Below are 25475 nucleotides of genomic sequence, written 5' to 3' on the forward strand. Positions count from 1 at the left end.
GGTTCTTCTGTTACTTTTATGGATAATCAATAGTAAAATGCCAGTTTAATAAACTGCGTAATCTAAAATTACTGAAATTACGGAAGCCATATCCAAGTCTTTTAATTAACTTGAGTTTATTATTAATTCCTTCTACAGTACCACTTGTAGTTTTACCGTCAAAATAAACGACTATTTCACCGAACCATCTAACTATTGTACCTATACTTTTCGGAAAGTATGAAAGTGATTCATACATCCAATCCAATAATTTTATTATACTATCTCCCCATGATTTAGTTGTTTCAAATATATCTCTAAATTCTTCTTTTAGTGAGTGCATTTTAGCAAGTTTTGGTGACACTTCTTGCACAGACATTAATTTTTCTTTCGGCTTTTCATTGAGAGAGTCTTCATTTTTAATCAAGCTATATTTGCTTTTGTTTAACGCCTCCAACATTCGTGATTTTTCCGATTTATTATCTAGCGCCATAGCTGCCTTCTTTTCCGTTTTACGCATACTATCTAATTCATCATTTACTTGTTTCATTACATGAAATCTATCAGCAGTTACATTAGCATTTGGCATTAACTCTTCTACTAAACTTTTATAAGGAGACCAGAGGTCAATGCTAACTTCTTCAATTTTATTAAGTATCTCAAATCCCCAACTGACAATAACTTCACGGATATCGTCTATTCGTCTTGATTGCACTATCTCAATTGGTTTATGACTATCTAAATCTACTATTACTGCTAAATAGTCTCCTTGTCCTTTAACTAAAGCTATTTCATCTATACCTAACCTTTTTACCTGACTTAAATTTATATTTAATATTTGCTTTCCTTGATTTTTTAACATTGATTCTACTTCTTCGTCACTTAAATCATTTCTTTCGGCAACACTGCGTATGTTACTATTTAATACTTGTTGCACTATATCTATCGCTAATCTTTTCGTATATCCTTTACTTTTATCTACAAAATCTAGGTTTTCACTAAAAAGTTTCTTACACTTGTGACATTTAAATTGGCGACGATTTATTTTTAATAGAACTGGTTTTTTACTCCAAGCTAAATCATGGATCATCCGCCAGTGATTCTGATGTATACTATGAGTGATTTGTCCACAGGATGGAAAAGTCGAATGATTCACCCCTTTTTCTAGTGTTATAATTATTTCTCCCCCTTCAATTTCTTGAAAATCTAATACTTTCATATCGGGAAGATTCAAGATTTTCTCTACAGTAAATTTCATGGCGATCGCCTAAAAAAATATGATATTTATAATATATAATATAATATGTGTGATAATTAAAGTATGTTAGATGTTGCTTAAATGCTTGTAGAGTATATATTACAGACATTGATATCACTCAATTATAGTCATTAAAAGTTACTAGATTTCCCTAGTAGCCATAAAAATGCCGGAAGAACCTAAATTGTTTTGTGCCAATATTGCTCATGCAACTAGAAATAAAACCATTTACTGTCAAGAAAAGGTTTCCCTTGACTATTAGTCGCGGAACAACATCCCAAACAACAAACCTATGGGTAAAGATTTTACACGATGGCATTGAGGGTTGGGGGGAAGCATCGCCATTTGGTGTAGGTAATCATGCCCAATCTACTGTTCTGATTAAACAGCATTTGCAGGAACTAGCACCAATATTAAAAACATTTAGCCCGTTACAACGACAGCAAATTGAGGTAATTTTAACACAACGGCAGGCTCCCTCATCGGTGAGGGCAGCGCTGGATATGGCTCTATGTGACTGGCTAGGTAAGCTTGTGGAATTACCTCTGTGGCAAATTTGGGGATTTGACCCTAATGTTATAGTTCCAACTTCTGTCACAATTGGAATTAATTCACCGGACGCAGCCAGGGCGAGGACGCGGAACTGGTTAGAATTTATGGATGTTCGCCTTTTCAAAGTAAAATTAGGTAATCCTGATGGTATCGAGGCTGATCGGAAAATGCTGTTAGCAGTGCAACAAGAAGCACTAAATTTAGAATTATTCGTAGATGCAAACGGGGGTTGGAGTTTAGAAGATGCCATTTATATGTGTAATTGGCTAGCTGATTTGGGTATAAAATATGTAGAACAACCATTACCACGAGGGCAAGAAACAAGTTTAGCCTCACTCAAAGAAAAATCCCCTTTACCAATATTTGTGGATGAAAGTTGCTTTACCAACAGCGATATTCCTGATTTAGCAAACTATGTGGATGGTATAAATATCAAACTCATGAAATCAGGGGGACTCACAGAGGCTATGCGTATGGTACATACAGCCCGAGCTTATGGGTTACAAGTGATGTTCGGTTGCTATTCTGACAGTACACTAGCAAATACAGCCGCAGCACAGTTAGCACCATTAGCTGATTATTTAGATTTAGACAGTCACCTTAACTTAATTGATGACCCCTTTACCGGTGCATTGCTGCAAGAGGGGAGAGTTTTACCAAACGATTTACCTGGCTTGGGGGTACAATACAGTGCGTTTGCTGCTTAATCAAAAAATAGCAATTCTGCTACATGAAGGAATTACGGGAACTCAGGGTAAAACCGGGCTATCACTTTTACGCTACTGTCAAGCCCCCATCGTTGCCTTAATTGATCGCCAATGTGCGGGCAAATCTTTGTTAGAATTAACTGGGATCAAGAACAATGTGCCAATTGTATCATCATTAACCGCAGCACTCAAGTACAAACCGGAAGTACTAGTAATTGGTATTGCTCCTAAAGGTGGGGCCTTACCGGATGATTACTGGGAAGACATTAAAAATGCCTTACAAGCCGGGATGTCTTTGGTAAATGGTTTACACACACCATTGGCAAATATACCAGAGTTAAATGCTCTGCTCAAACCGGGACAATTAATTTGGGATGTACGTCAAGAACCGGCTAATTTAGGCGTTGGTAGCGGTTTGGCTAGTACTCTTCCCTGTCGGCGGGTGCTGACTGTGGGAACTGATATGGCAATTGGTAAAATGTCCACTAGCCTAGAATTACATTGGGAGTCACAGCGACGGGGGTGGCGTTCTAAATTTTTAGCTACAGGTCAAGCCGGGGTGATGTTAGCAGGGGAGGGGATACCCTTAGATGCTGTGCGGGTAGATTTTGCGGCCGGTGCTGTGGAACAAATGGTGATGGGTTGTGGTAACGACTACGACATTCTCTATATTGAGGGACAAGGTTCATTGCTGCATCCTGGTTCTACTGCTACTTTGCCTTTAATTCGTGGCTCCCAACCAACACAATTAATTTTGGCACATCGGGCGGGACAGGCTCAAGTGCGTAATCATCCCCATGTTGTGATTCCCTCTTTATCCAAGGTAATTCGCTTGTATGAAAGTGTCGCTAGTGCAGCAGGTGCTTTTGGGGATGTTCCTGTGGTGGGTATAGCTTTGAATACGGCTCATTTAGACGACTTGACAGCTCAAGATGCGATCGCGCAAACCACAGCCGAAACTGGTTTACCTTGCAGTGACCCTGTGCGTTTTGGGGCTGGGATTTTGTTAGATGCGATTATGAATAATTAAGGAACTCGAAATTTAAATATTAAAAACAATTTTATGCCTAGTAGCACCTGGAATCGTCATCACGTTCTTTCCCTGGCTGACTTCACAACCAATGAATACGATACAGTTTTACAAACTGCTGCTAGTTTTCAAGAGGTGCTGTCACGGCGGACAAAAAAAGTACCAAGTCTACAAGGACAGGTGGTGGCGAATTTATTTTTTGAACCCTCCACACGCACCCGCAGCAGTTTTGAACTGGCCGCTAAACGCCTGAGTGCAGATACCCTTAACTTCACCGCCGCCAGTTCTTCCATGACTAAGGGAGAAACAATTCTTGACACAGCCAAAACCTATTTGGCTATGGGAACTGATATTATGGTCATCCGTCATCGAGAAGCAGGAGTACCCAATGCGATCGCGCAAGAAATGGATCGTCTGGGAGTAAGAGTTAACGTGCTCAATGCTGGTGATGGTCAACATGAGCATCCTTCCCAAGCACTGCTAGATTTATTTACGATCTGTACATTGATTGACCCCAGTCATCCCCGACTAGAACTCTTAAAAGATAAAAAAATTGCCATCGTTGGAGACATTTTACATTCCCGCGTAGCCCGATCCAATATCTGGAGTTTAACAGCCAGTGGCGCTCAAGTCCATCTAGCATCACCGCCCACCCTTCTACCTCAGTTATTCCAAGACTTTGTTTTAGAAAGCGGTCAAACTGACTCATCCCCAAAACTTAACCGTCAACTATTTTTACATTGGGAATTAGAACCAGCCTTAAAAGATGCAGATTTAGTCATGACCTTGCGCCTGCAAAAGGAACGCATGACAGCTCACCTACTCCCAAGTTTACGAGAATATCATCAGACCTTTGGCATTACACGCAAAAAACTACAACTGTGCCAGCCTCATGTTAAAGTCTTACATCCAGGACCAGTCAACCGTGGTGTAGAAATTAGCTCAGATTTGATGGATGATCCAGAATTTAGCCTAATTCAGTCCCAAGTTACCAGTGGTATCGCTATTCGTATGGCACTGTTGTATTTATTAGGTAGTGGTAAAGATTCAGCTTAGTAGTGGGGGACTTAAGTCCCCCACTGAGCGCAAAGCAATATACTACAACCGAAGAGAAGAGGCTGATCAACAACCCATAACTTCCCTTAACTGTTACTCTCCAGTAATAGAAAGTCCGTCAACCCAAATTTTGGGACAAACTCCACCAGGGGTAAGCTCGACTTCTTTTTCTACATAAACTATCGACTTCAGGAGTTCCAAGAAATCACCCGCAACAGTGGCTGATTCAATACTAGTTCTCACACCATTATTAACTAACCAGCCATCAAAAGGCAGAGAAAACGAACCTTGTAAAGATTTAACCCCTGCATGGAGAGCTTGTAAATCATCAATCAAAACCACATTTTCCGCAGTTTCTAAGCTCAACTCCTGTGCGGGTGATGTAGCTGCAAAAACATGATAGAAGTTAGGACTAACGCTGACTTTTGCCCCAATACTAGCATTACCAGTCGGCTGGGTATTCATTCTTTTCGCAGTACCCGCACTGTGAAGAAAACTTTTTAAAACGCCATTTTCAATCAGGGACACCTGGCGAGTCGGAGTTCCTTCACCATCAAAACTTTCCGCACCCACGTTAGCAGGGTGTAGTGCATCATCATAAACTGAAAGCAAAGGTGAAGCAATTTGCTTACCTAAATCATCGGCATTAGACAAGCTTTGATTATCCAGAATACTTTGAGCATTGAACAGGTTAGAAAAAGCACCCAATAAACTTAAAAAAGCATCAGGAGAGAAAACAACTAGATATTTACCAGACTGGATTTTTTCATAGTTCAGGTGACTAATAGTTTTCTGGGCTGTTTCCTGGACACAACCATTAATGTCGAGACTATTTAAACTCCGCTCAACTCTAAAAGCGCTACCACTGCGTGGTTTTTTGCCATCTTCCTCAGTTTTGCTGTAAAGATAAATCGATGCTAAAGAATGAGATTCAGTTCTAGTAGCACCGTCACTATTGACATAGAACCTATCAATATCTCTTTGAGCTAAACCATTATAAGGCACACCCTTAATTGCCCCATGAGCCGCTAAAAGTTCCTTTTCAGCCGCCAGTAGACTGTTAATCAACTCAGCCACAGGTGCTTGGGGCGCTTTATCATGAGGTGTATAGGCAATAGGAACAGTGGACTCTGGACTAAAATCCGGGACATTTTCCTTCACACCAAAAAAACTCGCCTCGTAGGCAGTTTTTAAAGCTAATTCTAGGCCTTTGGGATCTACATCTGTGGTGCTGGTAACACCCATTGTATTCTCATCATTCCAGACGCGAACAGTTACCCCAGAACGATTTGAGGCTTTTACTTGTTTCGGCTCACCTTGGTCTACTTGGACGCTAGTTTCATCTATTGTTGAGCCGTAAATGTCAAATTTTTTAATACCAAGTTTACTAGCTTTTTCCTTGGCGTTATTGGCAATTTCTGTAATATTCGGCATAGTCAAAGGATTTCGTATTTGAGATTGTGTTGCGCCAAAAGTTTGGTTTGTGATTTTGTGCCTTGGTGGTGTATTCCATGTTGTATTAAACACGAAAACACCAAGACACGCAGGAATTTCTATCTGCCGCCAACAGTGATAGAATCAACCTTAATGTGGGGTTGTCCAACCGTGGTGTAGATACTGCCACTAACAGAACCGCAGAAGCCGGGAGCTAGTTCCAAATCTTGAGAACACATGGAAATCTTATTCATAATTTCCTTGGCTTCACCAATGAGAATGGCTCCTTTTAGTGGTTTAGTGATTTTGCCATTTTCGATTAAATAAGCTTCATCTACACTAAAGTTAAATTGACCTGTAGCGCCAACGCTACCGCCCCCCATCTTTTTACAGTAAATACCTTTATCAACAGAGTTAAATAAATCTTCAGTGGTGTAGTCCCCAGGAGCAATATAAGTATTACGCATCCGACTAGCAGCAGCAAAAGTATAACCTTGGCGGCGACCGCTTCCGGTTCTAGGGTGTCCAGTGCGAGAGGAGCCTGTTCTGTCTGCTAAGAAGTTTTTCAGGACACCTTTTTCAATTAATAGGGTTCTTTGAGCTGGCATACCTTCATCATCCATGTCAATGGTACCAAAGGCATTTTCTGCCCGTCCCTCGTCCCAAGCTGTGAGACTTTCGTGGGCAATTTTTTCACCTTTTTTGTCGGCGAATGGGGTTGTTTTGCGTTCAATTTGGGTAGTTTCTAGCAGATGTCCACAGGCTTCGTGGAAAATTACCCCACCGAAGTGATTCGCCATGATAATGGGGTAAGTACCTGAATCTACATAGTCTGCATAGAGCATTTTCCCGGCAGATTCTGCTATTTGTTCGGCTGCTTGTTGATAATCCCAAGTTCTCAAGAAATTAGCATCACTGGTGTTACCAGCGCGTTCCCCAATGGAGGCGCGATTAGCACCGTCAGCGCACAATAGGTTAAACCCCACCGATTGCGTGAGGCGAATGTCACGAGCAAATGTGCCATCACTAGCAGCAACTAAGACTTCTTGCCAATCTCGGAAATAGGAAGCCCGGCGAGATTGTACGTGACTAGCTTTTCGCTGCAGTTGAGCAGTACCATCTAAAAGCACTTCTCCCATTTCTCGGATGGAACTACACAGGGGTAACCAACCATCTTTGCCTCTTTTGGTGGCGTAGTCTCTGAGTAACTCTAGGTTAATTTCTGGGATAAAAGCATTATGAATAGGTAGTTGTAGTCCCAGAATGGAAAGACCTTTTTCTAAGGCTGCTTTTAAACCCCCAAAGGATAGGTCATTGGTGCTAACGTAGCAGTCGGCTGCACCGCGAAATACCCTCACCCCTGCACCAGTGACTAAACTGGGTGAAATGCTGGTAATAGCGTCGTCTTCTGCTAGACAACTAATGTAGTTACGACGTTCTAAAAAGAATTCGATCAGGTCAGCACCGGCGGCGCGTCCTAATCCTAGGAGGGTCGCCAGAGGGGCTTCCCAGGTGTCATCGAATCGCTCTGGAGTTGAGGAGTATTGTAGTGTGGGAATTTGGTTGGACAGAAGTAGTGTACTTGTAAGCATAGATAGCCTCGTCTGCTGGCGTTATCAGAGATTTGACTGAAAAACCTCTGGTGCCTTAACTCTAGCAAAATTCTGGGATTGGGGAGATGATGCTGCGGGGTTGTTAAACTGCTGTGAACACCTAGACAAAATTCGGATTTTCTGTGGGCGGTTATTGCTCTGAGTGTAAACTGGAGTTACTCAGGGGTAAATATTTAATTATACTCAGGATTTACTTATGAATTTCTCGTCAGCTAGATTATATTTTTACCAGGAAATTCAGGAGCATGAGGAGGCTATTGACTTAGCCAAGGCAGCTTTGTATATAGCTCAGGAAGAATATCCTCACCTGGATATTGCGGAATACCTCAATACCCTGGATATAATGGCTGGCGAAGTTCAAGAACGCTTACCCGCTTCACAATATCCTCTGCGAATTATCCAAACTATTAATCAGTATCTCTACGTTGATTTAGGATTTGCTGGTAATCAAAAGGAGTACTATGACCCCCGCAACAGCTTTTTCAATGATGTCATTGACCGTCGTTTGGGGATCCCCATTACTTTGGCGTTGGTTTATCTAGAAATTGCTCGTAGGATTGATTTTCCTATGGTAGGTGTGGGAATGCCAGGACATTTTCTGATTCGCCCGAATATTCCAGATATGGAAATTTTTGTGGATGCGTTTAATGGGGGTGAGGTGATGTTTGTAGAAGATTGTGAAAAACGATTATCTCAAGTGTTTCAGCAACCTGTGAGTTTACAGCCTGAGTTTTTAGAACCGGTAAGTAATCGGCAATTTTTGATGCGGATGCTGACTAATTTGAAATATATTTACCTCAAACAACAAAATTTAGCAAAAAGCTTGGCGGCTATAGAACGAATTTTGTTCTTGTTTCCTGGGATGATTTTAGAAGTGCGCGATCGCGGTTTGCTCTATTATCAACTTGGTGAATATGCCCAAGCTGCTGATGATTTGCAAACTTATTTGGATAAGGTTCCTCATGCTCAGGATGCGGTGGTAATTCGCAGCTTACTGGCTGAGTTGGACAAGGATTAGCTAATCACTAATGACTCTGCTACTTGTTTGAGGCGACTTAGTTGGGCTTGCATATCTTTTTGAGTCCAAGATGCGGCAAAGTTATTGAACCCCCAACTGACCACAGGATTAGGAATATTGAACTCAAAGCGATTGACAAGAAGTGTTCCTTGTGGTATTTGTTGACATTCCCAGCGATCGCGTCCTTGAAAGAATCCCTGAAATTCCCAAACCACTAAACCTGGTTCTCGTTCCACAACAACGCTGTATAAGCTGGGCTTAAGTAGGGGAACTTGAATAATAAAGCGACTTTCACTACCCACATCAGTACTCCAAACTGCCCCCACAGGTTCACAAGACAGAGCAGGATTGAGCCAACGGTGCATGAGTGTTAAATCAGTAATGCAGCGTTCCACCACTGAAGCTGTGGCATTAATTTGAATAGATTGTTCAAAAGCTCGGGACATTCTACATTTCTCATCCTGTAGCTGTACTTAGAAGATCGCAAAACTAGACATAGATGATTTAAGGTTTTAGTTTCACCTTTTGTTGTAATTCCTCCTTAATGCGGTTGAGGATAGATTGCTGGTCTAAGTTGGCCAAAATCCGACTAATAACTGCTTTGGGTGCTTCATCCCCCCAAGTAGCGCCATTGGCTAAATAAACCTTAGTAACTTGTCCAATACCATAGGAAGAAACCCCGGCCACCCCAGCTTGGGTAAGTGCTACTGAAATGTAAGGCGCAAAGGTGGCGCCAGCGGTAGCTGATGCAGAAATACCCAGCAGAGTTTTTAAGCCACTTAAGCCTAAATTTGCGAGTAACTCACTCAAACCGATACCGCCCATACTCAGGGCAATTTTTTGGAGCAATTGTACAGCACCACTTTCGCTCATAGGGATGCCATAGAGTTTAGACAAACCCAAAATCAAAGAAATATCAATTACTATACTACTAAGTATATCCACAACAGTAACCGGATTGAGAGCGATCGCTATTGCCTTAGTCATCACAGCCTTCCAAATCAACTGATTAGCATTTTGCTCCCTAATCATTAGTTTTCGCTCTACCAACTGCTCATTGACATTATCCGCATAAAGCATAGTATTGAGAGCCACCAAAGCCTTACCCTCACGCTGTAAAATCTCCAGAATTTTTAGTTTCAGTTCTTCAACCCGGGCTGTACTGGTACGTAACTGCACCCCCCTACTACCATCAGGGCGAATAATCGCGGTCCTCACCAGTGGTGATGCTGCTGTCATGACAATTTCCAGGGGAGTGAGTAACTCCCTGACCCGTTCATCTCGGATTTTGCGATAAATTGCCATGCGGTCGGATTCGGGATATTGGTCTACCTTGTTAAATACCAGAATTATAGGTTTACCGGCTTCCCGCAACTGAGAAAGGGCTTGATGTTCTATTTTTGTCATGTCCCCGGCAATCACAAACAAAATTAAATCTGCTTGCTTTGCTACCTGTTCAGCTAATGCAGCACGAGTATCACCATCTACTTCATCTAACCCAGGAGTATCAATTAGTTCCACCTGACATTGACCCTCCCCAGATAAAGTTACCCGTAAGGTAGGTTCATTGTCCCCGATTTTTTCTTCACTAATAGTCCAGTCAACTCTTTGGGAATTACGGGTGACTCCATGGAGAGGTCCAGTTTCAAACACGGTTTGTCCCACTAAGGCATTGAGTAGGGAGGACTTACCGCGTCCCACCATGCCAAAAGCAGCAATTTGTACTACCACACTGTCCAACTTACCCAGCATAGTTTCCAAATCAGCCAGTTCAACTTCCAAACCGCGTTTTTCCTGGGGGGTCAGGTCAAGATTGGTAACTAAGTTTCGCAGTGCTGTTTGTGCTTGTTTATAGTTGAGTGACCTTTGAATATCCTCAAAACTGAAAATGGCACTATCAAGTTCTGCCTCCCAGTTAGGCGAGTCGCTGTGATGAGGTTCAGGCAAAGGCAATGTAGAAGTCATATCAATTTTAAATTGGCGATTTGGGATTTTATCCCGATATTCTTATCCTAGTTATTTTTAGCAGGAGATTGGGTGAATCAGTAGGGGTGCGCAGGGGAAGTTTTTCGCAATTACTAATGAGCAATGAGCAATGACTAACAAAACGTCCTAAACTGAAAAATGCATCTATTAGCGTTAGAATCTTGACTAAATCACCTGTGCGGAAAATAGTTATAGCCGGTAACTGGAAAATGTTCAAAACCCAGGCAGAAACCCAAGATTTTTTACAGGGATTTCTACCTCACTTGGAGGAAATACCCCAAGGGCGGGAAGTGGTATTGTGTCCTCCTTTCACTAACCTAAACCTGTTGTCCAAGAGTTTGCATGGTAGCCTCATCCAGTTGGGGGCGCAAAATGTTCACTGGGAAGAAAATGGAGCCTATACGGGCGAAATTTCTGGACCTATGTTGACGGAACTTGGTGTACGTTTTGTAATTGTCGGTCATAGCGAAAGACGACAATACTTTGGAGAAACAGATGCAACGGTCAATTTACGCCTCAAAGCGGCTCAAAAGCACGGTCTGACACCGATTTTATGTGTAGGCGAAACTAAAGAACAACGAGATGCTGGGGAAACTGAATCAATAATTACCGCCCAGCTAGATAAAGACCTGATAGATGTCGATCAGGATAATTTGGTGATTGCTTACGAGCCTATTTGGGCAATTGGTACTGGTGATACTTGTGAATCCACTGAAGCTAATCGGGTCATTGGTTTAATTCGTAGTCAGTTGAGTAATCCTCATGTTTCGATTCAATACGGTGGTTCAGTGAAGCCGAATAATATTGATGAGATTATGGCTCAACCGGAAATTGATGGCGCTCTTGTGGGGGGAGCCAGTTTGGAACCCGCAAGTTTTGCTCGCATTGTCAATTACAAGTAATTTTATCTATAACGCTTTTTCCCTGGCGGGTCCGGGGAATGCGTGTATTGATTTTATTCTTAATGTTTGTTTTTTAACTGAAAATGTCTATATGTCCAGCCAGTTAATAATTCGCGATCGCTGTTTTGTGTGGGGACAGCGAACTTATTTGATGGGTGTTTTAAATGTTACCCCTGATAGCTTTAGCGATGGTGGTCTGTTTAATCATAGGGTTGGGGCTTTAGCACAAGCACGAGCCATGGTAGCTGCTGGCGCTGACATCATCGATGTGGGTGGTCAGTCAACTCGACCGGGAGCGGAGCAAGTCAGTCTTGTAGAGGAACTAGATCGGGTACTACCCATCTTGGAGGCTATCCGACCAGAAATTAGTGTGCCTATCTCTGTAGATACAACTAGAGCAGATGTAGCCAGGGCATCTATAGAAGCTGGAGCGGATATAATTAATGATATTTCCGGTGGTACATTTGATTTAGAGATGCTACCTACAGTTGCTAGTTTAGATGTGCCGATTGTCTTGATGCACATCCGGGGAACGCCCCAGACAATGCAACAAATGACTGATTATGAGGATTTGATGGGAGAAATTTCTAGTTTCTTAGCAAAACAAATTCTAGCAGCAACTAGAGCAGGGGTTGACATCGAAAAAATTATCATTGATCCCGGGATTGGTTTTGCTAAAAATCATGAGCAGAACTTAGAAATTTTGCGCCGATTGAGTGCATTCAAAGCTCTAAATTGCCCTATTTTAGTAGGAGCATCCCGGAAAAGTTTTATTGGACACATCTTAAACCAACCAGACCCCAAAGCACGGGTCTGGGGAACAGCAGCAGCTTGTTGTGCAGCTATTTCTCATGGTGCTGATATCTTGCGAGTTCACGATGTTCAGGAAATGCGAGATGTGTCACTGGTAGCTGATTTACTATGGCGATAAAAATGGTAATTGTGGTTTCTCCTTGTGCAAACTGCTGTCATCGCCTAGCTGTTACTTTGTTGGTGAGTTATTGCTACTACCTTCTTGAGCTATGGAGTCGGCAATCAACTGGTTATAGACTTCATTAGTTTTACTGGGGTCTATGAAGACAATTTTAGCATTATTACTCTCACCAAGTTTTTGGCTAGCCACGACATAATCTTGAGCAACAAGATATCTAAGAATTTCCCGGCTTTCAGGATGAGAACGTAAAGCTTCAGAAATTATCTGCATTGAGGTTTGAGTTCCCTGGGCTCTCTTAATAGCAGCGTCCCGTTCCCCTTCGGCTTCAAAAGCCAGGGCCCGTTTTTTAATTTCTGCTGCTCGCTCTTCTTCCATGGACTTTCGCACACTTTCAGGCGGTGTAATGCTTTGAAGATCCAAGCGCAGAATCTCCACTCCCCAATTTTGTGTTGTTTGATTTAACTGATTTAAAATGGCTGTGTCCATTTCCGCACGGGAGACATTGGTTTCTTCCACAGTGTTTTGGGCGATGATTTCCCGGAGTGTAGTTGTGGCTAGTTGTCTGAGAGACCCTTGGAGATCATCAATTTCGTAGAAACTTTTCACTATATCTCTAATGCGCCAAAACAGAACAGCATCAACTTCTAGGTAAATGTTATCTCTGGTGATCACATTTTGAGGTTTGATGTCTATAAACTGCTCCCGTATGGTATCCTCCATCACAATCTGATCTACCAAAGGAACAATAAAATTGAGTCCAGACCCAAGCTTGCGGTGATATCGCCCCAAGCGTTCTACTAGGGCTTCGTTACCTTGATTAATCAATTTTGCAGATCCTAAAGCATAGGCTATGAGCGCTAAGACTATGGCAATAATTGGCTCCATATGTTCTCCTATTCAGCCTTTGGGTAAATTTAGTGTAAATCATATGGTACTACCTTAGCCTGAGATTTGAGTTTTCATGTTGGGTATGTAATTTTATTAACAGGAATTATGTGATTTAATTGACATTAATAGGGGGAGGGTGATTATTTGATCAGCGAACTTAGCCAAGGTTTGATATTTTCTGGTAAATCAGAATTCAAACGGAGGGGGAGTGCTACTGTGGAAAGAGATTGGGCGTAAGCTGGTGTGAGAAATGGTTGGTAAATTTGGGCTTGTGGTGTGTGTTGTTTGATAAATGCTAAGGTGACACCGCGAATTAACTGACGTAATGAGTGGGTTTCTTCCCCTCGCTTTTCTCTCACGATCGCAGTGGCCCCACTCATGGGATATGCGGGGTCATGAATACTCAAGTGAGTACCACCAATGGCTGTTAACAGGTACTTAGAACCCTGGAGTTGGTTAAAGGGTATGATTTGATGGGTTAAGGCTGGAGTAAGTACATCTTCAGTTCCCGCTAAGATTAATACAGGTTTGGCAATTTTAGTCAGACCGTTTGTACCGAAGAGTTTACCAACCAGGGGATTGAGTGCGATCGCGCTTTGAACTCGCCGATCTTGTAAATCTAGTTTATTCTCTTTTAAACTAGCTGCTGCACACTGTAACCAATCACCCGGTGATTCGCCAAAGGAAAGAGAAGTTCTGCAGAACTGTTGTAATTCTTTGAGGTTGACTTCTCCACCAACTAAGGCTAAAGCAGTGTACCCTCCTAAAGAGTGACCAATGACAGTTACTTGGTTTGTATTCAGTTTTCCTTGAAGTTGTCCCGATTGAGTATTAAGTTTTTCTAATTCGTTGAGCAAAAAGCTGACATCTTTGGGGCGCTCAATAAATTCAGTAGCTGGTAGTAGTTGAGCCAAATTCATGTAATTTTCAGCCCGACTGATGGCTACAGAGTTACTACCAGGATGCTCAATTGCAGCAACGGTAATTCCATGAGAAGCTAGATGATGTGCTAAATAGCTCAAGAATTGACGGTTGGCTCCAAATCCGTGGGAAATGACAACCAGTGGCGCTGGGGTGTAACTTTGACTCGAATAAATGTCTACAGGAATGCTGCGATTTCGTTCTCTGTCTTGTAGGATCAGGGTTTGCTGCTCAACTGCATTTTTTCCTTTACTAGCAGGGTCAAAGGTTGGTTGAAAAAGCGGATGATTTTTTACTAATAATTGTCGTTCTAAGAAAAGCCCGAGGACTTGACTTTGTAATTTGTTAGCGTTTAGTTCTAATGCAATTTGCAGTGCTGAAGTTGCATCAACAGTAATATTTTTTTGGGGATAGGCGCGCAAAAAACCAATTACACTCAAACCGTTGACTTGACGTACAGACAGATAGAGGGCCGATTGAATTGTTTCTATGGTGCTATCTGGTATTGCTGTTCTCAAAGAAGTAATTAACTGTCTACCTTGTGGCGATCGCAATAGCTCCTCCACAAATTTATCTGCAAAAGCTGGATCTAATTCCAACCTTCTCTCCAGTAATTTACCTACTTCTGGCGTTAACACAAAGCTATATAGCTGTAAGTGTTCTGGTAGTTTCCCAGATTTAGCAAATTTCTCTAAGTCAGCGATCGCTAGTGACTGTTGAAAGACACCTAAACGGATAGTAACGGTTTCTGCTGCTGTGGCCAAGGGAATACTCACACCCCAACCCAGAGCGAGAGTGAAACTGCATAGTAACCCATTAAGCAAGGATATTGGAGGTGGGTGTTTCCTGAACCACGAGGACATAAGATAATCCCATTCAAAAAGTAGTTCAACTAGTTGACTACTAATATCGGGTTAAAGTTGCGCCCCAGGAAATAAAGCCCTGGGGAACACCACCCAATTGGCTTAAAAGAAACCGAATATAGCCCTGAAGATTCCCAACAAACCACCTAAAGGATTGATTACCGCACCAACACTGTCACCAGTTCGAGCCAAACCGGAACGGTTGACTATGACAACATCATTATTGCGGAGTATGGGATTACTCTCCTCATTAATTCCCGCAGACAAATCAACCTTGACTTCCCGCTTAGTTACAGAACCATTAGGGTTAAGGCGAACTAAATCCACCGTATTGGTTCTAGCTCTAGCATCATTAAATCCACCTGCAGCCAACAAGGCCTGATTCAAGGAGCTATTAGGCTGAATCTCTACTGCTCCGGGTCTTTTCACTTCCCCGACCACACCAACTTGAATTGTTGCGGGAGATAAAGTACTGGTAGCCAATTGAGTAGCTTCTGCAGCGTTTATCTCAGTGGCAGTAGGAATAAAAATTGTATCTCCGTCCTGGACAATAATGTCCTGATTAACATCACCACTCCGCAATAATTTCCAGAGGTCGATATCTATATTTTGTTCTGAGCCTGTCCTTGTCGGTCGGCGCAGCTTAAGATTACGAACATCAGCTTCTGATGTAATTCCCCCGGCCAATTGCAGGGCTCTCATCACAGTAGGTACTGCACCGGCTCCTTCGCCACCTGATCCAACTACATATGAACCGGGACGATTGACAGCACCAATGATGGCTACAGTCCTTGGTGTAGTAGGGCTGGCGGCAAAGTTCGCTGCAAACAGATTACGTGCTTCTGCGATGTTAAAATTGGTTGCAGTTGGCACAACAATAGTATCGCCATCCCTGAGAGTAATGTCCTGATCTATCCGACCTGTCTGGATTAGTTGCTGTAAATTCAGGTTGACAACTTGCTCAGAAGAACGTCCTCTTTTACGTATTAATTGCACTTGAGTAACATCTGCTGCCAAGGTTACACCCTGAGCTGTGGTCAGTGCAGCTAAGACAGTGGGGTATTGTACACCGGGATTATTGCCAGCGCCTCCTTGTAAATTCAGGGTATAAGCTCCTGGCCTTGTCACTTCTCCGGCGACCAAAATGTTGATTGGACGAGGTGATAACAGATTAACTGAAATGAGGGGACGCTTGAGAAACCGAGAATACCTCCGTGCTATTTCATCAGCAGCCTGTTCGGTTGTTAGACCGAGAACAGGTACACTGCCAATTAAAGGTAGGTTGATTGACCCTCCGGGTGGTACTTGATATTCGCCAGTATATTCTGGTACTTCAAATACGTTGACGCGAATTAGATCGCCGCCGCCTAGAGTATAATTGGTGTCTATTGGGATAGATGGTGATACTTGCTGTGCTGTGGGAATTATTCGTTCTTTATCCGCTGTTCCTGATTGTACCGAAGGAAAGATTGGTTGTGTTGTTTGTGATACTATTTGTCCCTGAGCTAGGCTCGCACTCGGCGCAGCAACATTGACAGTGGTTAATAAAGCCACACCTAACAATGGCTGGGTGAGGAATTTCAGCAAACCTTTGTTCATCATATTCACCTGAGACTCTGAGACTATAATTGCCATAGTACTGTCTAAATATTTCTATCTTGACTATAGTTAATTATTGAATTTCCTCAATTTAATTGCCTTAACATTCTCATTTTCCTAGAAGAGTGTACTTTTCCGGAGGCAGATTATTTTTTATCGTTAAATTTTCGGTTAAGTTAACATAAATTATTTGGAGAGGCAACTCTCCAAATAGTCTAGAATATCTTGAGTTTAAGGTGTTTTGAGTAGTTGCTGCTCTAATCTGAGCAATTCTTCAACTCGTGCTTCTGTAGCAGGGTGACTAGAGAATAAGTTACCCAGAAACTGACCGGAAATTGGATTAATAATTAATAACGCCTCAAAAGAGGGGTTAGCATTTAAAGGTAACTGTCTGGCTATAGATTCTAACCTTTGTAGCGCCCGAGCTAAAGCGCGGGGATTACGAGTCAATCTGGCTGCACCTGCATCGGCGGAAAACTCTCGTGTACGCGAAATTGCTAGCTGTATGATTGTAGCCGCTATGGGGGCAAGTAATACCGTTAACAAAATACCTAAAGGATTTCCACCCCTGTTATTGTCTCGTGAACCACCACCAAACCATAAACTATAACTCAGCATTTGTGCCAGAAACGATATAGCCCCGGCAATTGTGGCTGCAACAGCTTGTGTGAGGGTGTCACGGTTAACAATATGAGTCAATTCGTGAGCAATGACACCTTCAAGTTCGTCATCTGGTAACATATTCAAAATACCTTCGGTCACAGCCACGGCGGCGTGTTCTGGATCTCTTCCGGTGGCGAAAGCGTTGGGAGTTGGGCTAGGAACAACGTAAATTCCCGGCATAGGAATGTTGGCGCGATCGCTCAATTTCCGTACCATACCATAAAGTCCCGGTGCTTGAGCCTCAGTTACGGGCTGGGCGCGGTAGACTCGCAGAGCAATCTGGTCTGATTGATACCAGGAAAACAGGTTTGTTGCTGCTGCTAACCCAATTCCGATCATTAAGCCGCCAGTACCGCCAATTATCCAGTAGCTAATGGCAATCAATAAACCACTCAGAACAGCCAGCAAAGCAACGGTTTTTAATTGATTGTTCATAATTCTGCTCTCCCGCTCATGGTACATGAGTTTCTTTTGGACCACAGCATGACTTAGGTCGCACTTTAATTGTATCTAGCTCAAATGAGATTTTGATGCTGAAAACCCCTCAAGTAAGTAAGGTTTTACCGAACACAGGGGTAAGATATCCTTTGCTTATCCTTACTTAATTTAATAAGTGCATAAGTGCAGAATAATATTCACCACCATCTTGTTAAGAATACATATTGTTTGGGTTCTATGTGGTTAAAAATCACGTGATTCTGTTCATTGGTTTTAAAATATAAAATAGCTAATAAATATAAATGATAAACTTAAGTAATTATGGCGATAGGTCTAGCTTAAACTGCGTTTTATAAGGCCTAGACCTCCTACTATTCCGACTTTTTGCCGGAAGCGATGGCTTGATTTTAACTTAATGTCTACTTGCACCTTAAGAAGTCATGGCAATTTTAGCCAATGTATTGTGGATTTTGATCATGGGCTTTTTTGTCGGTCAACTGGCCCGGCGTTTGGGTGCGCCCCCTTTAATTGGGATGATGTTAGTGGGGATAATTCTCAGCCGCCAAGTGCTAAATGTTATTAGTCCAGAGATGCTGAATGCTGCTCCTGTTTTCAGAACTTTAGCAGTGATGATTATCTTGATGAAAGCAGGACTGGGGTTAGACCGCGACAAATTAGCTCAACAGGGAACAGTGGCGCTGCGGTTAGGTTTTCTACCAGCTACAACTGAGGCGATCGCCATTGCTCTTGCTGCTATGGTAATCTTTAACTTCGACTTTCTCACTGGTTTACTCTTGGGTTGTATCATTGGTGCAGAATCTCCAGCTGTCATCGTTCCGGGAATGCTGAGGCTAAAAAGTTTAGGACGGGGCGTTACTAAAGGCATACCCGATGCGATTTTAACTGGTAGTGCTTTATCTGATGTGCTGTTATTGCTAGTTTTTAGTCTATTGCTGAGTTTCTTGGGCGAGGGGGGCGTAATCGAGGTTCTTCCTGGGGGCTTTACCCTCACTCCCCTGCAACTGCTTCCACTGCAAATGATCATGCAAATATTACTGGGAATACTATTGGGTTATTTAGCAGCGCGGTTATTAGTTGTGGTGTTAGTCAAGCAGAATTGGACTCAAAACGCCGTTCAAGATACTGTAATTACTGCCAGTATTGCCTTATTTCTAGTAATTGCTGCTGAGGTATTACCTTACTTTTCTGGTTATTTAGCAGCCATGAGTATGGGTTTCTTTTTAATAGAACTGGATGCACCCCTGGCTAGAAAGTTACGCGGTGGTTTTGACAGCTTATGGATAGTAGCGGAAATTTTTCTGTTTGTTTTATTGGGTGCAACTATTCAACTCCAAGTATTAGAAAAAATTCTTCTCCCTGGGATATTAATTTTAATGATTGGTTTACTTCTCGGTCGGTCGTTAGGCTGGTATCTTTCCACACTGGGTAGTAATTGGAATTGGCGGGAACGACTGTTTTTATTACCTGCAAACTCACCCAAAGCCACAGTACAAGCAGCCATTGGGGCAATTCCCCTAACTCAAGGGGTTTCAGGAGGTGAGATAATTTTAGCGATCGCAGCCTTATCAATTTTAGTGACAGCACCTTTAGGCGCTTGGGCAACCATGACCTTTGCACCTAAGTTATTACAAAGGGGAGAAGTTGATCCCACAAAAGTTACAATTGCAACACCAACTTTACTACTAGCAGCCGTTGATACATCAACTTTATCTACAGCAGTTTTAACCAAAGTAGCAGATTTAGCACGAAGGACTAACGGTGAAGTCATCGTTCTGCATATAGTTAATCTCTCCAATCAACAAGAAATCATAGAACTAGAGGTAAAAACTAAACAATTATTATTGGATATCAGACATAAGTTTATAAATGTGACGGGAACAGTTCCAGAGGAAATTATTCGCATTGCCCAAGAGTATAATACTACTGCAATTATCATGGGAAAACGAGGACATCAACCATGGGAAAAAGTTATTATTGGCTCAGTATCACAAACAGTATTAGAAACCAGTCACATACCTGTAATTTTGGTAGAAAATATTAAAACTTAGTAATATAGACAACGTATCAATCACCAATGAATGTATCTGCTCAATTATGGGAAGCAAATCAAGATTTAGCACAAGCTTGTCTAAATCATCCTTTTATCGAAGGTATCGCCAATGGTACTCTGGAAAAAGCCAAATTTGCTGGTTATGTTGGACAAGATGCTTTTTTCTTAAAAGCTTTTGCCCGTGCCTACAGTATAGCCGCAGTCAGAGCCAAGGAATGGGAAGACTTTACCACATTTCACGCTTTAGCTGATGGAGTTTTGGCAGAACTCAAGCTACATAAGAGCTATGCTACTAACTGGGGAGTAGATTTAAGTACGACACAACCTGGAAATGCTACTCGTCGCTATACTGATTTTTTACTAGCTACAGCCTGGAGTACTGATATAGGTGTGATAGCTGCAGCTATGTCACCTTGTATGCGTCTTTATAGTTTTTTGGGACAACAGTTAGGAGCTAATGGTATTCCTGATCATCAATACGCTGATTGGATTTCAACTTATAGTAATGCTGAATTTGAAGCACTGACACAACAATTAGAAAGTTTGGTAGAAAAATATGCTGCTGGTAATACCTCACTCTATCCGACTTACCGTTACGCCATGTTTTGCGAGTTAGACTTTTTTGAAGCCGTTTGGGCAAAATAACTGCTAAACATTTATCAAATATGCTATGTATACATGGGAAAATTAGGTAATACAATCGCAATACCAGCGATAATGGCACGGAAGGAAAAATATGTCAGATAATTTAAGAAGCCAAGTTGTCACCCAAGGGGTGCAGCGATCGCCTAATCGCGCTATGCTACGTGCGGTTGGTTTTCAAGATGAAGATTTTAATAAAGCCATTGTGGGGATCGCTAATGGCTACAGTACCATCACTCCCTGCAATATGGGAATTAATAAACTGGCGCAAAGGGCAGAAATTGGCGTAAAAAACGCCGGCGCTATGCCCCAAATCTTCGGTACAATTACCATTAGCGATGGTATCTCTATGGGAACTGAGGGGATGAAATATTCTCTGGTATCCCGGGAAGTTATCGCTGACTCCATTGAAACCGCCTGTACTGGGCAAAGTATGGATGGTGTCTTAGCTATTGGTGGTTGTGATAAAAATATGCCTGGGGCTATGCTAGCCATGGCCCGCATGAATATTCCTGCTATTTTTGTTTACGGTGGCACAATTAAACCTGGTCACTACAATGGTAAAGATTTAACCGTTGTCAGTTCCTTTGAAGCAGTAGGGGAATACAGCGCCGGTAAAATTGATGATGATGAACTGTTAGCAGTAGAACGTCAGGCCTGTCCCGGTGCTGGTTCCTGCGGTGGGATGTTTACAGCTAATACTATGTCCTCGGCCTTTGAAGCTATGGGTATGAGCTTACCTTATTCTTCCACAATGGCAGCCGAAGACGCCGAAAAAGCCGACAGTACCGAAAGATCAGCTTTTGCTCTCGTGGAGGCTATACGTAAGCAAATATTACCCCGGCAAATTATCACCCGTAAATCTATAGAAAACGCCATTTCAGTAATTATGGCGGTGGGTGGTTCCACAAATGCGGTTTTGCACTTTTTAGCGATCGCCCGCGCAGCTGGTGTAGAACTAACTCTAGATGACTTTGAAACTATCCGTGGACGTGTCCCTGTTATCTGTGATTTAAAACCTAGTGGTAGATATGTAGCCACAGACCTACACAAAGCCGGTGGAATTCCTCAAGTCATGAAAATGTTACTAGTGCATGACTTACTCCACGGTGACTGCTTAACTATCACAGGTAAAACCGTCGCCGAATTATTGGCAGATATTCCAGCAGAACCACGCAGTGACCAGGATGTGATCCGTCCTTGGGATAATCCTATGTATGCTCAAGGACATTTAGCCATCCTCAAAGGTAATCTGGCCACGGAAGGGTCTGTAGCTAAAATTACCGGAGTCAAAAAGCCCATCATTACCGGTCCAGCACGGGTATTTGAGTCAGAGGAATCCTGTTTAGATGCCATCCTCGCCGGAAAGATTCAGGCTGGTGATGTTCTGGTGATTCGTTACGAAGGTCCTAAGGGTGGCCCTGGTATGCGAGAAATGTTGGCTCCTACATCCGCGATTATTGGTGCTGGATTGGGTGATTCTGTGGGTTTAATTACTGATGGGCGTTTTTCTGGTGGTACTTACGGGATGGTAGTTGGCCATGTAGCGCCAGAGGCTGCGGTTGGTGGTGCGATCGCTCTTGTGGAAGAAGGTGATAGTATCACTATTGATGCTTCCCAGCGGCTCTTGCAGTTAAACGTACCAGATGAAGAACTAGCCCGGCGACGTGCTAACTGGCAACCCTTACCCCCCCGTTATACTAAAGGTGTACTGGCTAAATATGCCAAGTTGGTATCTTCTAGCAGTGTAGGCGCAGTGACGGATTTAGATTTGTTTCATGATTAGTGATTAGTTACAGTCAGATGAGAAAACAATTCAGATTGTTTTCTCATCTAATAAATGTTCTGTGCATTCTGCCCATATTTGTTGACTAAACTAGATAATGAAAGACACTGTAAATCCTCCCGGAAGTTTTGGTTTACCGGTCATAGGCGAGACATTTTCCTTCATTCTTGACCCCGCCAATTTTGTCACCCAGCGCTACCGCAAACATGGGTCTATATTTAAAACTCATCTTTTGGGTAAACCGACTGTGGTGATGGTAGGGCCAGAAGCAATTGAGTTTCTCTTATCGAGTCACAGGGAATATTTTTCCTGGCGTGAAGGCTGGCCTGATAATTTCAAGACCTTGTTAGGTGAATCACTTTTTCTCCAAGATGGAGAAGAACACCAAAGAAATCGTCGCCTCATGATGCCAGCGCTACATGGTGTAGCCCTCACTAATTATGTGAGTACTATGGAGAGTATAACATATAATTATTTGAAAAAATGGGAAAATCAAGGGGAATTTACCTGGTTTACAGAATTTAAAAAGCTGACCTTTGATATTGCTAGCCAGCTATTATTAGGTACTGATTCTGTTTCCCAAAATAGTCGATTCAGTCATTTATTTACAGAACTAACCAATGGTTTATTTGCCATTAATCCACTCATTTTACCATTTACTAAATTGGGAAAAGCTGTAGCAGCCCGCGATCAAATTCTACAGCATTTGGCGCAAGTTGTTAAAGCACGTCAGCAACATCCTGGCCAAGACGCTATTAGTTTGTTAGTTCACTCAAAAGATGAGGATGGTAATAGTTTAAGTGAAACAGAACTTATTGCCCAAGCAGTACTGCTACTGTTTGCCGGACATGAAACTACCACCTCAATGCTAACTTGGTTATGTGTAGAATTAGCTCGTCATCCAGAAATATTACAACGCGCCAGAGAAGAACAATTCCAACTTTTAAGTAAAGGTGCTTTGAATTTAGAAGAACTTGGGAAAATGCCATATTTAGATCAGATTTTATCGGAGGTTGAAAGAGTTCATCCGCCAGTTGGTGGTGGCTTTCGTCGTGTTGTCAAGGATTATGAGTTTAATGGATTTCATGTTCCTGCAGGTTGGCAAGCTTTATATTCTATATTTGCAACTCATCACCTCGAAGCAATTTACCCCAACCCAGAACGGTTTGACCCAGACCGCTTTAGTCCCCAACGCCAAGAACACAAACAATATCCTTATAGTTTAATTGGTTTCGGTGGTGGTCCACGGGTTTGTATTGGCATCGCCTTTGCCAAAATGGAAATGAAAATAGTTGCTTCTCATCTTCTGCGTAGCTATTATTGGGAAATATTACCTAATCAAAGTTTGGATGTGGTGAGAATTCCTACCAATCGTCCCCAAGATGGATTACGGGTTCGGTTCTGTCCCTTGTAGAATAGCCACCAACCCAGCATTCCTAACGCCCAGGGGACAACTGAGTAATAATTTGATCTTTTTTACCAGCGACAAAATCGGCAAAGCGCCGCGCTAAAGGCGGTATAATTACCAATGGGTTACTAAAACCGGAAAAAACATGAATACCCTCAAATCCTGGAATAGCACCAACTAAGGGTAGGCGATCGCCACTAAAAGCCACTAAGCAATGATGCCAAGTTCCTGGTAAGTTGGCTAATGGAGGTAGTACTTGCTGAATACTGGTTCTTAGCCATTTTTCGCTTTCCTGTGCATTTATTTGGGCAAAAGGGTCTGTGAGGACTCGGCTAATTTGACCCAGGCGCAAACTACCATCTTGAAATTGAATCGCACCTACATCTAAAATCGGCGGCACTGGTTCTTTGGTTGTGTCTTGCCACAAGGCTTCTATTTTACTAGATTCCGCTTCTAAGTCAAACCTTTGTAAATTTGCGGGCATTACTAAGGTGTTTAATTTCAAGTCAACAGGTGGTGTTTGAATTACTTCTGCATGGGTAAAATACAGCTTGATGGGGATACCTGCTAATTTTAGCAGTTGTCGGCTGAAGCCCCCGGCACAAATTACCACGTTGTCACAGTGGTAAGTTTCAATGGTTGTGCGAACACCTGTCAACTTAATTCCGGTGTCAGCAGATGAGACGGTCTGGAAATCAATCACCTGCGCAATTTCCATTTCACCCCCAGCACGGAGGAAGGCTTGGATATAAGCTTGGGTTGTTTTGTGGGGGTTAATGTGACCATGTTTCACAGTTAGAGCACCAGCGATGGAGTGTGGGTTAAGTACTGGTTCCAACTCGCAAGCCTGTTTGATATCGAGTAACTGAGGGGGAATACCAACATGACTATAGGATGCAGCGGTTGCTTTTGGGTCTTGATCGGCGGCGATGGTTAGTAATAAATCTATTTCCCGCAACTCGGTTTGAGCTTCTAATTCCTGGTTCAAATTCTGGTAGACGGCGATGGACTCTTGACATAGTTGGCGCGTTAGGGGTGTAGTCCCAGACCAATAAGCCAACCCACCATAACTATAGCGAGTGGCATTCTGGGCTGTTTGGTGTTGCTCTAACAAAAGCACGCTCCAGCCTATTTTACGCAGTTCGTAGGCGATCGCCGCCCCGGTAATTCCCCCCCCGACCACAATCCAGTCATAGTTATTCATGGATTTAAACCTGATTTTGATTGTCAGTCATATATATAGTCATCCTATTTGACTTGAGAAATTATCAGTGAGGAAAGGGAACACCGGAACACCGGAACACCGGAACACCGGAACAGAAATTGTTCATGAATCATTTAGGATTGCTATATATACAATATCTGGCATTGAGGACTGAAAATAGGAATAACTCAGGTAAAGCCCCAGGGGAAGACCCAAGAAAAAACCAGGTGTTGAGATTTGAGATTCACACAGAAGGGGCAAAAAGCGCTCGGAGCAAGGGAAAGAAGCCGGAGTATGTGACCTAAAAAAAAAGTTTGTCAAACCCCTTGACGAAACCAGATAGAATAGATATATTAAATAAGTGCCAAGGCGAGAGCCGAAAACACCTGAACCGAGAAAACAAAATACTTTGAAAGTTAAAGAATAACCAATCCTCGTCAAGAAGATTTAGTTTGGGTAGAGAAACCCAAGGTTAATCAAAAATTATAACAGGAATCCGCAATAAGAAGTTATTCGGAGACCA

Annotated in this window: 20 protein-coding genes; 10 read left to right on the forward strand and 10 right to left on the reverse strand. The window is 42.5% G+C overall.

The annotated features are described in order from the left end of the window. Positions 1-16: 16 nt before the first annotated feature. On the reverse strand, positions 17-1237 hold the full coding sequence (locus NWP22_RS08505; protein WP_280801735.1) for an ISL3 family transposase: 1221 nt from the start codon (positions 1235-1237) through the stop codon (positions 17-19). Positions 1238-1443: 206 nt separating this feature from the next. Between NWP22_RS08505 and NWP22_RS08510 the strand changes: the two genes are divergently transcribed. The 3 genes from NWP22_RS08510 to NWP22_RS08520 are packed head-to-tail and all read left to right on the forward strand — an operon-like array spanning position 1444 to position 4582. Then, positions 1444-2496 carry a dipeptide epimerase gene (locus tag NWP22_RS08510; RefSeq protein ID WP_271735013.1) on the forward strand — a complete coding sequence of 351 codons (1053 nt, stop codon included), beginning with the start codon at positions 1444-1446 and terminating at the stop codon, positions 2494-2496. Continuing rightward, the gene (locus NWP22_RS08515) at positions 2480-3526 is read left to right on the forward strand and encodes an N-acetyltransferase DgcN family protein (protein WP_271735014.1); all 1047 of its coding nucleotides are present in this window, start codon (positions 2480-2482) and stop codon (positions 3524-3526) included. Before NWP22_RS08510 ends, NWP22_RS08515 begins: the two co-directional genes overlap by 17 nt. 33 nt (positions 3527-3559) lie before the next feature. Beyond that, positions 3560-4582, forward strand: a complete 1023-nt coding sequence (locus NWP22_RS08520; protein ID WP_280793887.1) for an aspartate carbamoyltransferase catalytic subunit — start codon at positions 3560-3562, stop codon at positions 4580-4582. A 93-nt stretch (positions 4583-4675) separates the two neighbouring features. On the opposite strand, the gene NWP22_RS08525 is transcribed toward NWP22_RS08520, so the two are convergent. Next, positions 4676-6016, reverse strand: coding sequence for a TldD/PmbA family protein (locus NWP22_RS08525; RefSeq protein WP_271735018.1), 1341 nt, complete (start codon positions 6014-6016; stop codon positions 4676-4678). A 119-nt stretch (positions 6017-6135) separates the two neighbouring features. After that, entirely contained in the window at positions 6136-7608 is a 1473-nt protein-coding gene (locus NWP22_RS08530) for a TldD/PmbA family protein (RefSeq protein ID WP_271735020.1), read from the reverse strand. A 217-nt stretch (positions 7609-7825) separates the two neighbouring features. Between NWP22_RS08530 and NWP22_RS08535 the strand changes: the two genes are divergently transcribed. Next, positions 7826-8647: a SirB1 family protein gene (locus NWP22_RS08535; RefSeq protein WP_271735021.1), complete on the forward strand. Its 822-nt coding sequence runs from the start codon at positions 7826-7828 to the stop codon at positions 8645-8647. On the opposite strand, the gene NWP22_RS08540 is transcribed toward NWP22_RS08535, so the two are convergent. Together NWP22_RS08540 and NWP22_RS08545 are read right to left on the reverse strand one after the other, a co-directional pair. Continuing rightward, on the reverse strand, positions 8644-9093 hold the full coding sequence (locus NWP22_RS08540; RefSeq protein WP_280801736.1) for an SRPBCC family protein: 450 nt from the start codon (positions 9091-9093) through the stop codon (positions 8644-8646). The genes NWP22_RS08535 and NWP22_RS08540 overlap by 4 nt on opposite strands. Positions 9094-9151: 58 nt before the next feature. Further along, positions 9152-10612 carry a GTP-binding protein gene (locus tag NWP22_RS08545; protein ID WP_280801737.1) on the reverse strand — a complete coding sequence of 487 codons (1461 nt, stop codon included), beginning with the start codon at positions 10610-10612 and terminating at the stop codon, positions 9152-9154. 197 nt (positions 10613-10809) lie between these two features. On the opposite strand from NWP22_RS08545, the gene tpiA reads away from it, so the two are divergent. Next, entirely contained in the window at positions 10810-11535 is a 726-nt protein-coding gene (gene tpiA, locus NWP22_RS08550) for a triose-phosphate isomerase (RefSeq protein ID WP_280793915.1), read from the forward strand. Between the two features lie 91 nt (positions 11536-11626). Then, a complete protein-coding gene (gene folP, locus NWP22_RS08555) occupies positions 11627-12466 on the forward strand; it encodes a dihydropteroate synthase (protein ID WP_271735024.1) in 840 nt (279 codons plus the stop codon). 51 nt (positions 12467-12517) lie between these two features. Here folP and NWP22_RS08560 read toward each other — a convergent pair whose 3' ends face one another. From NWP22_RS08560 to NWP22_RS08575, 4 genes are all read right to left on the reverse strand, one after another. Beyond that, entirely contained in the window at positions 12518-13354 is an 837-nt protein-coding gene (locus NWP22_RS08560; RefSeq protein WP_271735025.1) for an SPFH domain-containing protein, read from the reverse strand. A 143-nt stretch (positions 13355-13497) separates the two neighbouring features. Then, positions 13498-15141: an alpha/beta hydrolase gene (locus tag NWP22_RS08565; RefSeq protein ID WP_271735026.1), complete on the reverse strand. Its 1644-nt coding sequence runs from the start codon at positions 15139-15141 to the stop codon at positions 13498-13500. 102 nt (positions 15142-15243) lie between these two features. Further along, complete coding sequence (locus tag NWP22_RS08570) at positions 15244-16743, reverse strand: polysaccharide biosynthesis/export family protein (protein ID WP_271735035.1); 1500 nt, start codon at positions 16741-16743, stop codon at positions 15244-15246. A gap of 228 nt (positions 16744-16971) precedes the next feature. Beyond that, the gene (locus tag NWP22_RS08575; protein WP_280801738.1) at positions 16972-17838 is read right to left on the reverse strand and encodes a zinc metalloprotease HtpX; all 867 of its coding nucleotides are present in this window, start codon (positions 17836-17838) and stop codon (positions 16972-16974) included. Positions 17839-18287: 449 nt separating this feature from the next. Here NWP22_RS08575 and NWP22_RS08580 point away from each other — a divergent pair, with 449 nt between their 5' ends. The 4 genes from NWP22_RS08580 (at position 18288) to NWP22_RS08595 (ending at position 23754) form a co-directional block, all read left to right on the forward strand. Next, positions 18288-19910: a cation:proton antiporter gene (locus tag NWP22_RS08580; protein ID WP_280801740.1), complete on the forward strand. Its 1623-nt coding sequence runs from the start codon at positions 18288-18290 to the stop codon at positions 19908-19910. Positions 19911-19936: 26 nt separating this feature from the next. After that, positions 19937-20557 carry a TenA family protein gene (locus NWP22_RS08585; RefSeq protein ID WP_280801739.1) on the forward strand — a complete coding sequence of 207 codons (621 nt, stop codon included), beginning with the start codon at positions 19937-19939 and terminating at the stop codon, positions 20555-20557. A 91-nt stretch (positions 20558-20648) separates the two neighbouring features. Continuing rightward, the gene (ilvD, locus tag NWP22_RS08590) at positions 20649-22340 is read left to right on the forward strand and encodes a dihydroxy-acid dehydratase (RefSeq protein ID WP_271735029.1); all 1692 of its coding nucleotides are present in this window, start codon (positions 20649-20651) and stop codon (positions 22338-22340) included. A gap of 97 nt (positions 22341-22437) precedes the next feature. Next, a complete protein-coding gene (locus NWP22_RS08595) occupies positions 22438-23754 on the forward strand; it encodes a cytochrome P450 (RefSeq protein ID WP_271735030.1) in 1317 nt (438 codons plus the stop codon). A 22-nt stretch (positions 23755-23776) separates the two neighbouring features. Here NWP22_RS08595 and NWP22_RS08600 read toward each other — a convergent pair whose 3' ends face one another. Further along, positions 23777-24952 carry an NAD(P)/FAD-dependent oxidoreductase gene (locus NWP22_RS08600; RefSeq protein ID WP_271735031.1) on the reverse strand — a complete coding sequence of 392 codons (1176 nt, stop codon included), beginning with the start codon at positions 24950-24952 and terminating at the stop codon, positions 23777-23779. Positions 24953-25475: the final 523 nt, after the last annotated feature.

The sequence above is a fragment of the Anabaenopsis tanganyikae CS-531 genome, assembly GCF_029891675.1.
In the GTDB taxonomy this organism is placed as follows: Bacteria; Cyanobacteriota; Cyanobacteriia; order Cyanobacteriales; family Nostocaceae; genus Anabaenopsis; species Anabaenopsis arnoldii.

Excerpts from the sequence above, each read along its gene's own strand:
- NWP22_RS08575 (WP_280801738.1), bottom strand. The coding sequence starts at position 17,838 with ATGAACAATCAATTAAAAACCGTTGCTTTGCTGGCTGTTCTGAGTGGT.
- NWP22_RS08525 (WP_271735018.1), bottom strand. The coding sequence starts at position 6,016 with ATGCCGAATATTACAGAAATTGCCAATAACGCCAAGGAAAAAGCTAGT.
- NWP22_RS08510 (WP_271735013.1), top strand. The coding sequence starts at position 1,444 with ATGCAACTAGAAATAAAACCATTTACTGTCAAGAAAAGGTTTCCCTTG.
- NWP22_RS08585 (WP_280801739.1), top strand. The coding sequence starts at position 19,937 with ATGAATGTATCTGCTCAATTATGGGAAGCAAATCAAGATTTAGCACAA.
- NWP22_RS08600 (WP_271735031.1), bottom strand. The coding sequence starts at position 24,952 with ATGAATAACTATGACTGGATTGTGGTCGGGGGGGGAATTACCGGGGCG.
- NWP22_RS08505 (WP_280801735.1), bottom strand. The coding sequence starts at position 1,237 with ATGAAATTTACTGTAGAGAAAATCTTGAATCTTCCCGATATGAAAGTA.
- folP (WP_271735024.1), top strand. The coding sequence starts at position 11,627 with ATGTCCAGCCAGTTAATAATTCGCGATCGCTGTTTTGTGTGGGGACAG.
- NWP22_RS08540 (WP_280801736.1), bottom strand. The coding sequence starts at position 9,093 with ATGTCCCGAGCTTTTGAACAATCTATTCAAATTAATGCCACAGCTTCA.
- NWP22_RS08545 (WP_280801737.1), bottom strand. The coding sequence starts at position 10,612 with ATGACTTCTACATTGCCTTTGCCTGAACCTCATCACAGCGACTCGCCT.
- NWP22_RS08570 (WP_271735035.1), bottom strand. The coding sequence starts at position 16,743 with ATGATGAACAAAGGTTTGCTGAAATTCCTCACCCAGCCATTGTTAGGT.
- ilvD (WP_271735029.1), top strand. The coding sequence starts at position 20,649 with ATGTCAGATAATTTAAGAAGCCAAGTTGTCACCCAAGGGGTGCAGCGA.
- NWP22_RS08520 (WP_280793887.1), top strand. The coding sequence starts at position 3,560 with ATGCCTAGTAGCACCTGGAATCGTCATCACGTTCTTTCCCTGGCTGAC.
- NWP22_RS08530 (WP_271735020.1), bottom strand. The coding sequence starts at position 7,608 with ATGCTTACAAGTACACTACTTCTGTCCAACCAAATTCCCACACTACAA.
- NWP22_RS08535 (WP_271735021.1), top strand. The coding sequence starts at position 7,826 with ATGAATTTCTCGTCAGCTAGATTATATTTTTACCAGGAAATTCAGGAG.
- NWP22_RS08560 (WP_271735025.1), bottom strand. The coding sequence starts at position 13,354 with ATGGAGCCAATTATTGCCATAGTCTTAGCGCTCATAGCCTATGCTTTA.
- NWP22_RS08565 (WP_271735026.1), bottom strand. The coding sequence starts at position 15,141 with ATGTCCTCGTGGTTCAGGAAACACCCACCTCCAATATCCTTGCTTAAT.
- NWP22_RS08595 (WP_271735030.1), top strand. The coding sequence starts at position 22,438 with ATGAAAGACACTGTAAATCCTCCCGGAAGTTTTGGTTTACCGGTCATA.